Source organism: Nonomuraea lactucae, assembly GCF_003313395.1.
Classification (GTDB): Bacteria; Actinomycetota; Actinomycetes; order Streptosporangiales; family Streptosporangiaceae; genus Nonomuraea; species Nonomuraea lactucae.
In genome coordinates, this window is the sequence record NZ_QNFZ01000854.1 from 1 (window position 1) to 6,254 (window position 6,254).

Sequence of the window (6,254 nt, forward strand, 5' to 3'; positions counted from 1 at the left end):
GCCCCCGCCGGCCAGCCGGGTGCGCGCCCGCGCGCCGGGCAGCACGGCGATCGCCAGCCCGACGTTGACCGCGACCAGCAGGAAGCTCAGCAGCCACACGCCGCCGAGCGCGGCCAGCCCGAGCACGGGACGCGTCTGCCACTGGCTCGACCCGAGCAGCCCCCACGCCCCGCCCAGGTGCTTCCACGAGCGCAACGCCTCGACCGCCACCCACACCGAGGGCAGCACCAGCAGCGCCGCCAGGGCCCGGGACGGCGACGCGCGGCGCAGCATCCCGTACGCGACCAGCCCGAACGGCACCCAGACCAGCCCGATGACCGCGACCGCCAGCGGCGCGAACACCCCGAGGAAGGGCAGCACCCAGTGGTGCAGCGTGCCGAAGAACCCCGCCGACGCGCACCAGCTCCGCCAGGCCGCCTCGCGGAACGACCCCGCGGTGGCCGGCAGGAGCAGGACGGGCACGAGCCCGGCCCATGCCCACCACCAGGCGTTGAGGGGCGGAAAGGCCACGGCGAGGCACGCGCCGGACGCCAGCGCCAGCGCGCGCGGACCCCACCGGGCGGCCACGGCGGTCGCCACGGTGGAGTGCTGCGCCCTGGACGTGACAGGCGTGCTTGCCACACCCGCCCGCTACCCCGGCCGGTGAACGTCACCGCCCGGGGGCGCGGGCACCGGTCAGGCGGGTTTGTCGAAGTGGCTTCACGATGTCAGGCAGAAGCTCGTCTCGAAGAGGTCGGTGAAGGTCTTCAGGAAGTCGTCCCAGTCGCCGTTCAGGTTGCTCACCAGCGTGCGGGTGCCCTGGCGGTCGCCCATCGCGTACGTGGCCGAGCCCTGGATGAAGCCGCCGCCGCCCCAGACCGTGGCCCCGCACCGGAGCTTCTGGGAGTAGACGCCGAGGCCGTACCTGGTGTTCGGCACCCAGCCCGAACCCTCCGTCGAGACGGTGGTGAACATCTCCTTCCGCTGGGCGGGCGGTACGAGGCTGCCGCGCAGCAGGGCTCTCAGGAACCGGTGCAGGTCCGAGGTCGTCGAGATCATGCCGCCGGCGGCCCCGGCCCAGCTCACGTCCATCTCGGTCACGTCGTGGATTTCCGCGTCGGGGCCGCTCTGGCCGAGCCTGGAGTAGTGGCGGGCGTGCGGGGCGCGCAAGGTCCGCTCGGCGCCCGGAAGGTACGTCCCCGTCAGGCGCAGCGGTCGGGCGATGCGGCGCTCGATCTCGTTCGCGAGGGTCGAGCCGGTCGCACGCTCGACGATCATCCCCGCGAGGTTGTAGTTGACCTTGGAGTAGATGAAGCGCTTCCCGGGCTCTTCGGGGGGCGGGGTCTCCTGGCCGGGGATGGCGTCGGGGAGCCCGCTGGTGTGGTTGAGCAGCCGCCTGATGGTGATCTTGGTGCCGTCCGCGCCGAGGTGCTCCTCGACCACTCCGGGCAACCACTTCGCCACCGTGTCGTCCAGGGTCAGCCCGCCTTCGGCGGCCAGTTGCAGGACCACCGTGGCGGTGAACGCCTTGGTGAAGCTTCCGATGCGGAAGTGCTCACCCGGTCGGCGCGGGCTGCCGGTCGTCATGTCGGCCACGCCTGCCGTGCCGAACCACGGTCGCGCGTGACGGTCTCTGAGCTCGGCGACGATGCCGGGACTTCCGCCGCCCGACACGGCCTCGTCGAGCACGCGCTGGATCCTGGCGTGGCCTCGGTCGCGGTCGGCCGCCGAGGCGGCGGGGGTCATCAGGGCGGTCCCTGCCACGGTCAGTGCGACAGCGAGCAGGCCCGCGCGGGGCATGGGCATTCTGCCTCCTCGGGCATGGAAAGGGATGGGAGGTCGCTCGCGAGCGTGCAAGCAACCTTAGTTGACTAATTTGGAGTTAGTCAACACGAGTTGCTTAGACTAAGGGCTCGGCCGCACTGGGTCCGGTGGACCGTGGTAGCTTCGCCGTGGAGGCTCGTAGGTGCCTGCCCCGGACGAGATGTGCGCCGTACCCGGCCTGCCAAGACGACGCACTGGAGGAGACGTCGTGGACGCAGGTCAGCCCTTGATCGACTTCGCCGGTGGGGTCCCTCAGCCGCGCGCGCTGGACGTCCGCTGGATCCATGGCTCGCCGTCCGCCAAGCACAACACCGACCCGGACATCCAGGTCCACGCGTACGACGAGCACACGTTCGTCCTGCGGCAGAACATGGCGATCCACTACGAGGCGCCGTTCCTGTTCCTGCTGTTCGGGAACGCCCGGGCGGTGTTGATCGACACCGGTGCCACCGCGTGCGCGGAGTTCTTCCCCTTGCGCGGGGTGGTCGACGAGCTCGTCGGACGCTGGCTCGACCGGCACCCCCGGGCGGACTACCACCTGCTGGTGCTGCACACCCACCCGCACCGCGACCACATCGCGGGCGACGTCCAGTTCGCCGGCCGCCCCGGCACCACGGTGGTCGGCGCGGATCTGGCCACCGCCTGGGAATACTTCGGATTCGGCACGGACGCCGACGCCGTGGCCCGGGTCGACCTGGGCGGCAGGGTGCTGGACTGCCTGGCCACACCCGGCCACCACGAGGCGGCGGTGACGTTCTACGACCCGTGGACGGGGTTCCTGCTCACCGGCGACACGGTCTACCCCGGCCGCCTCTACGTCGATGACTGGCCCGCCTTCACCCGCAGCATCGACCGCCTGATCGAGTTCTCCGACAGCCGGCCGGTCACCCACGTGCTCGGCTGCCACATCGAGATGACCCGCCAGCCAGGTGTGGACTACCCGATCCGCACCACCTACCAGCCCGACGAGCCCCCTCTGCAACTGACCACCGGCCACCTGCGCGAGATCCGGGCGGCGATCAAGGAGGTCGGCGACCGGCCCGGCCGCCACGCCTTTCCCGAATTCGTTCTCTGCCCGGGCACCTGAGCGGCGCATGAGTGACTACGACGTGTTCCTCCCCGACTGTCCAGCTGGTCGGTCGTCGTGCTCGGGCTCGGACGCGGGCCCGCCGCTACAGCGACCGGCGAACGCGGTCCGAGCCAGCAAGCCCACCGCTGCGACGGCCGCGCCGAAGCCGCCGCAGGGCGCCAGGGCGGAGGTTCAGGTCAGCCCCAATCCCGCCAAGCGAGGCCAGGAGGTGACGATCACCGGTCACTGCGGCGGCGCCAAAGCGCTCAAGGCCGTGGTCACCGGACTCGACACGAAGCACTCGATGCTGCAGAACGTCCGTATCATCGAGGACAATCCAAAGGGATTCGTGGCAAAGGCGACCCTCTCCCCCGAGGTCGGTTACGGCGTCAGTCCTGTTTTGGTCAACTGTGCCGGTGAGAAGGGCGTGAGCGGCCCCGAGGCAGGCGTGACCCTCCTGGTCACCCAGGGCTGATCCGAGTCTTCCACCTGGGCTCGCAAACAGGTCCAGAGCTTCCGCAGCCGCACGAGCCCGTCGGCCCATGCGGCTGCGGAAGCCGAACCTGTCGGCGGCGCGCCCCATATGACGATCTACGCGACGCGATCCCGGTAGGTCCCGGCCCAGCGTTACACCCGTCACCCCTCGTCGCGGGGGAAGGACTGCTCCTGGCGATCATCATCGCAACGGGTCTCACCTACGCCGCCGTGATGCGCCAGCGCGAGCGGCTGCTGGAGACCGACAGCCGTGCTCGCGCCGCCGAGGAACGGCTGCGTGTCTCGCACGAGGTGCACGACATCGTCGCCCACACGCTGGCCGTCGTCGGTGTTCAGCTCAATGTCGCCGCCGACGCCCTCCAGGAGGACCCGGCCGCGGCCGCCGCCGCGCTACGCCTGGCAAAGGACGTCAGGAAGCGGGCGATGACCGACCTCCGCGACCTCATCGCGGTCCTGCGCGACACCTCCGGCGACACAGCACCCCAGCCGGATCTGGCCTCCTTGGGCACTCTCATCGCCGACGCCCGCGCCGCCGGGCTCGAGGTGACCCTCGACGAGCACGGCGATCCCGCGGTCGTCTCCGCCATTTCCGCTATCGCCATTTACCGCGTCGTACAGGAGTCCCTTGCCAACACGCTCAAGCACGCGGGGGCGAGCAAGGCCGAGGTGGCGATCGGCTACCGGCCGCGCTCGATCGTCGTCGAGATCACCGACAACGGCCGCAGCGCCCCCGGCGGCGCTGGTGTCACCGAAGGCCATGGCCTGGCCGGCATGCGGGAGCGGGTGAGCGCACTCGGGGGCGCGACCAGGCACTCGTACGGGCCGGCTTCCGCAGCCTGCTGGCCCGCTCCCGGGACATCGCAGTCGTCGGCGAAGCGCAGGAGGGCGACGAAGCCGTACGGCTGGCCGCGAGCACCTGCCCCGATGTGATCCTCATGGACATCCGCATGCCGGGCACCGATGGGATCACCGCGCCGCGCCGCATCGTCACCAACCTGACCACTCCCGGCTGTCGTGTCATCATCCCCACCACTTTCGACACCGACGAACACGTCTTCGCCGCCCTGCGCGCTGGAGCCAGCGGCTTCCTCACCAAAGAGGTCGAACCCACCGAACTACGCCGCGCGGTCGCCGCCGTCGCGGCCGGAGACGCGCTCCTGTCTCCGGGCGTGACCCGCCGCGTCATCGAGCAGTTCGCCAACCGGCAGGACCTCACGCCCGGTGCGGGGCAGCGGCTGGCCGCCCTCACCTCCCGGGAACTGGAGGCGGTCAAGCTCGTGGCGCTCGGCCTTTCAACAACGAGATCGCCGAGCGCCTCGTCATCAGCCCGTTCACCGCCAAGACCCACATCACCAGGGCCATCGCCAAGCTGAACGTGCGCGACCGGGTCCAGCTCGTCATCCTGGCTTACGAGAGCGGCCTGCTACGGCCCGGTGGGTAGCGCCCCGCCGCCCGCGATCTGGGACCGGCACCTGTCCACGCCGTGCTCCTTCACCACCTGGGCCCGCCGCCTGGCGCCGCCGGGGCGCGGCTCATGCACGGGACGGTCGAGCGCTGGTGGCCCTTCCCCGGACCATGATCGCCGAGACGTGCCCCGTCGCTCCCCCGGCCCGTTAGGGTTCTCGCTGTGGAGCACGAACGGGAGCACGAACGGGAGCACGAACGACCGGACGTCCGGAGCCTCTCGGCGGCGACCGGTCTCGACCCGAGGCGCACCCACGAGGCGCTGGCCCTGCTCGGCGACGGCCGGTGGTGGACCCTCGCCGACCTGGTCAGGGAGACGGCGACGTCCAGGCGCTCGATCGAGGCCCTGCTGCGGGAGCTCCCGCTGGAGCGATCCGGCGACCGGTTCCGCCTGTCTCCCGAGCGGATCGGCGAGCACCGTACGCTCCTGGACGGCGGCCACCGGCCCATCAGGCCCGCCGACCCCGTCGAACACCTCCTCCCGAGCCACGCCGGCGTGGTCGAGCGGATGGCCGAGCTGATCTCCGGCGCACCGCGCAGCCGTAGCGCGCTGGACCACGTCTCCGCGACCCCTGAGACGGTCGTGCGGCGCGCGCTGCTGCTCGGCGCGCGCTTCTGGCCGGCGGGGGCGCGCGTCCTGTGCGTGGGCGACCACGACCTGACCTCGCTCGCCGTCGCGTCGCTCTACCCGGACGCCGAGGTCGCGGTCGCCGACATCGACGAGCGCATCCTCGCCTACATCGACACCCGCGCGGCCGAGCTCGGCCTGTCCGTGCGCACCCGCTGGGCGGACCTGCGGCTCGGCCTGCCGCCCTCGCTCCACGGCTACGCCGATGTGACGGTGACCGACCCGCCGTACACGCCGGAGGGCATCGGGCTGTTCGTCGCCCGGTGCGTCGAGGGGCTCCAGGACCCGGAGCAGGGGCGGGTGCTGCTGGCGTACGGGGCCAGCGAGCGCACCCCGATGCTCGCCCTGAAGGTGCAGAACTCCCTGCACGACCTCAACCTCGCCTACGAAGCCATGTATCCGGACTTCAACCGCTATTTCGGGGCAGAGGCCATCGGCTCGGCCTCCGATCTTTACATCCTGCGCCCCACCACCAAGTCCAAGCCCGCCGTGGCCGCCCGCGTGGAGCGTTTCAGCGCCGCCATCTACACCCAGGGGCCGCAGTCGGTGGAGAGCCAGGCCGGTCCGGACGCCGCCGGTCCGGACGCGGCCGACTTCGCCCCCGACCTGCTGGTGGGCGACTGGCCTGCCGGTTTCCTGACGCGGACTCCCCGGGTGCGGCTGGCCACCTGGCTCGCCAAGCCGTACGCGGCCTCGCCCGAGCGGGTGGCGATCGCCGTACCGCCGGGCCTCGACGCCGCCCTGCCGCGGCTGCTGCTGGCCGCCCGCGCCCCTCACGTCCGCGCCTACCCGGCC

The 6,254-nt window shown here is 71.6% G+C and carries 5 protein-coding genes, 2 pseudogenes and 1 riboswitch; of the genes and pseudogenes, 5 read left to right on the forward strand and 2 right to left on the reverse strand.

What is annotated here, in order from left to right; genetic code table 11:
* Window positions 1–621 (reverse strand): annotated as a pseudogene (locus DQW85_RS29615) (hypothetical protein); the annotation flags it as partial.
* Between the two features lie 78 nt (window positions 622–699).
* Window positions 700–1,785 carry a serine hydrolase domain-containing protein gene (locus DQW85_RS29620; RefSeq protein WP_205315507.1) on the reverse strand — a complete coding sequence of 362 codons (1,086 nt, stop codon included), beginning with the start codon at window positions 1,783–1,785 and terminating at the stop codon, window positions 700–702.
* Window positions 1,786–1,931: 146 nt separating this feature from the next.
* Window positions 1,932–1,999, forward strand: a riboswitch (guanidine-III (ykkC-III) riboswitch).
* Between the two features lie 12 nt (window positions 2,000–2,011).
* Here DQW85_RS29620 and DQW85_RS29625 point away from each other — a divergent pair.
* The 5 genes and pseudogenes from DQW85_RS29625 to DQW85_RS29645 form a co-directional block, all read left to right on the forward strand.
* On the forward strand, window positions 2,012–2,890 hold the full coding sequence (locus tag DQW85_RS29625) for an MBL fold metallo-hydrolase (protein ID WP_205315508.1): 879 nt from the start codon (window positions 2,012–2,014) through the stop codon (window positions 2,888–2,890).
* A 211-nt stretch (window positions 2,891–3,101) separates the two neighbouring features.
* Window positions 3,102–3,347, forward strand: a complete 246-nt coding sequence (locus DQW85_RS29630; RefSeq protein WP_113703132.1) for a hypothetical protein — start codon at window positions 3,102–3,104, stop codon at window positions 3,345–3,347.
* 233 nt (window positions 3,348–3,580) lie between these two features.
* Window positions 3,581–4,297: a sensor histidine kinase gene (locus DQW85_RS29635; RefSeq protein WP_113703133.1), complete on the forward strand. Its 717-nt coding sequence runs from the start codon at window positions 3,581–3,583 to the stop codon at window positions 4,295–4,297.
* Window positions 4,204–4,808 (forward strand): annotated as a pseudogene (locus DQW85_RS29640) (response regulator). The gene DQW85_RS29635 and the pseudogene DQW85_RS29640 overlap by 94 nt, the downstream one beginning before the upstream one ends.
* A 186-nt stretch (window positions 4,809–4,994) precedes the next feature.
* Window positions 4,995–6,254 (forward strand): bis-aminopropyl spermidine synthase family protein (locus DQW85_RS29645; protein WP_113703134.1); only part of this gene is annotated, 1,260 nt, incomplete at its 3' end.

Bases quoted from the DNA above. Each gene is read 5' to 3' on its own strand.
- DQW85_RS29620 (WP_205315507.1), bottom strand. From the start codon at position 1,785: ATGCCCATGCCCCGCGCGGGCCTGCTCGCTGTCGCACTGACCGTGGCA.
- DQW85_RS29635 (WP_113703133.1), top strand. From the start codon at position 3,581: ATGCGCCAGCGCGAGCGGCTGCTGGAGACCGACAGCCGTGCTCGCGCC.